General features: G+C 64.5%; 4 protein-coding genes. 2 read left to right on the plus strand and 2 right to left on the minus strand.

The annotated features are described in order from the left end of the window. The coding region (locus tag LAO51_20420) for a metal ABC transporter permease (GenBank protein MBZ5641111.1) at positions 1 to 266 on the plus strand (266 nt) is incomplete at its 5' end. 51 nt (positions 267 to 317) lie between these two features. On the opposite strand, the gene LAO51_20425 is transcribed toward LAO51_20420, so the two are convergent. Beyond that, on the minus strand, positions 318 to 494 hold the full coding sequence (locus LAO51_20425; GenBank protein MBZ5641112.1) for a CBS domain-containing protein: 177 nt from the start codon (positions 492 to 494) through the stop codon (positions 318 to 320). Positions 495 to 584: 90 nt separating this feature from the next. On the opposite strand from LAO51_20425, the gene LAO51_20430 reads away from it, so the two are divergent. Further along, a complete protein-coding gene (locus LAO51_20430; protein ID MBZ5641113.1) occupies positions 585 to 1,718 on the plus strand; it encodes a DUF362 domain-containing protein in 1,134 nt (377 codons plus the stop codon). On the opposite strand, the gene LAO51_20435 is transcribed toward LAO51_20430, so the two are convergent. After that, positions 1,715 to 2,560, minus strand: coding sequence for a diguanylate cyclase (locus LAO51_20435; GenBank protein ID MBZ5641114.1), 846 nt, complete (start codon positions 2,558 to 2,560; stop codon positions 1,715 to 1,717). The two genes, LAO51_20430 and LAO51_20435, sit on opposite strands and share 4 nt — an antisense overlap. Positions 2,561 to 2,669: the final 109 nt, after the last annotated feature.

Here is a 2,669-nt window from a genome sequence, read left to right on the forward strand (position 1 = left end):
TTCTACTTTCGATCTCCATCGTCATCTCTATGAAGATCGTCGGGATTATTCTGATCTCGGCGCTTCTCGTAATCCCCGGGGCCACCGCACAGCTATTTGCAAAAAATCTCTACTTTATGATTGCCGTCTCCTGCGGTGTAGCTGTAATTTCGACAATATTAGGACTTATCCTCTCCTACGAATTCGACATCGCCCCCGGGGGAAGCATCGTCCTGACGGCAACTGCAATATTTTTGGTGGCCTTATTTTTTAAAAGAAAAAGCTGAGAATAATTGTCTTGATTTGCACAAATAATTTTTGGTGATCGCTGTGCCAACTCAATTATTGCTCAATGCAATTCGGAGGATATCGGATCTTGAAATTACTCCCACGAGGCAGAGACCATCTGTAACAGGTACTCTCAGTATCCCATTCTCAAGCATGATATCCAATATATCACCAAGAGGAGCATTGACATCTACTGCCGACGCCCTCAAGAGCCTGGGTGCGGCCATCGAGACGGCCCCCGGCCCGGCGGCCGGTGCCCGCCAGGGACCCTGATCCCGGGGCATCCTCCTCCCTGCTAAACTGAGAGAATGAGGGGTATGAAGGGACGGGTGGCAGCGCTCAAGGTCGAGCCGTCGAGCATCCTGGACTCGATCGAGCGGCTGACCGGACTCGCCGGGATGCGGGACGCCCTCGCGCCGGACCGCACCACGATCCTCAAGGACAACATCTCCTGGCATTTCCCGTTTCCCGCCGCGAACACCACGCCGTGGCAGCTCGAAGGGACGATCCGCGCCTTGAGAGCCGGGGGATTCACAGACCTCGCCTGCGTCCAGAACAAGACGGTGGTCACCGATGCGTTCAAGGGCGAGGACCTGAACCGCTACCTCCCGATCCTGTCGGCGTACGGGGTGCCGGTCCTCTACAACTTCCGCGAGAGCGACATGTCCTGGGTGGAGTACCGGCCGAAGGCCCGGATGCACGTCCTCGACCGGATCTACCCCGACGGGATCAGGATCCCGGGGTACTTCCCCGGGAAGAACGTCGTTCATCTCCCCACCGTCAAATGCCACATCTACTCGACCACCACGGGCGCGATGAAGAACGCGTTCGGCGGCCTCCTGCACGAGCACCGTCACTACACCCACTCGTGGATTCACCGGACGCTCGTGGACCTGCTGGCGATCCAGCGGGAGATCCACCCGGGCGTCTTCGCGGTGGCCGACGGGACGACCGCCGGGGACGGTCCGGGGCCTCGCACGATGCGCCCCGAGGTCAAGAACTGGATGCTCGCCTCGGCCGATCAGGTGGCGATCGACGCGGTGGCGGCGAAGATGATGGGATTCGACCCGCTCTCGATCGAGTACCTCCGCGTCGCCCACGAGGACGGACTCGGCACCGGCGATCCACGGGAGATCGAGGTGGTCGGCGACGACGTGTCGGGCGAGTCGTGGGGGTTCAGAGTCGGGGACAACGGCGCGAGCCTCGTCGGGAACCTGCTGTGGTTCTCTCCGCTCAAGCGGTTCCAAAAGGTCTTCTTCAGAACGCCGCTGGTGCACGCGTTCATCTTCGGCTCCGAGGTGTATCACGATTATTACCGCTGGCCCCTCAGGGACCGGCGGGTCTTCGAACGCTGGAAGCGCGAGACGGAATGGGGCCGGCTGTTCGAGCGGTACGAGCAGGGCCCGCTTTCGCCCGCCGCGCTCCCCGCGACCAAGGCGGGACCGCGCTAGAAGCTCAGCGTCCCGTTCTCCGGCCGCAGCGTCGAGCCCTCGTTGGCATGGAGGAATCCGTCGATCGCGCGCCGGTCCTCCGGGCCGAACCGCTCGAATTCGATCCCCATGCCGGGGGCGCGCAACTCGGCTCCCGCCGCCGCCTCGGGCGGGACCGCGCGCACGACGCGTCCGATCACGTGCACGTTCCCCTGCACGGCCGGGAGGGGGAACGAGAGCGCGCAGCGCATCCCGATCTCGATCGGCACCGGGGTCTCCACGAAGAACCCGCTGGGCGAGAGATCCCGCATGAATCCCAGAAGGAGCGGCTGCTCGCCGTCGAAGTACACCGGTGCGCGCAGAGGGACCCGCGGCCGCCTGAGGTAGCACCAGACCCGGTTCCGGCCGAGCAGGCGCGCCTCGTCGAGCGCCTCTCTTGCGCGCGCGAGCAGGTCGTAGCCGCCGTCGGCGTCCCCCGGGAACGAGGCGGCGCCGAGACTCAACGTCACGCGCGCCGGGCCGTCGGGGTGCCGCGGCCCGCCGAAACGGAACCGCTCGACCGTCGAGCGCAGCCTCGCCGCGAACTGCCGTGCGTCGCCGCGACCCGCGTTCGGGAGCAGCACGGCGAAATCGTCGTCGCCGAGGCGCGCCACGAAGGCCTCGTCGTCCACGCTGGCCCGGAGGATCCCGGCGAGCTTGAGCAGGACTTCGTCCCCGGCGATCCGCCCCATCCGGTCGTTGACCCGGCGGAGGTGGTCCACGTCGGCCAGCACCAGGGCGAGCGGCCTGGCCTCGCGGGTGGCGTCCTCGACGCACGCGGCCAGCACCGGCTCGAAGGACGCCCGATCGGCTCCTGCCCACAACGAGCGATTCGGTCCGCTCCTTCGATCCTGATCTCAAGACTCCCTACACCATGACCTGGTCATTCGGGATTCAACGGGAACTGTCCAAAGACATGGCGATCGAAGTGCG

Source organism: Terriglobia bacterium (assembly GCA_020073205.1).
GTDB lineage: Bacteria > Acidobacteriota > Polarisedimenticolia > Polarisedimenticolales > JAIQFR01 > JAIQFR01.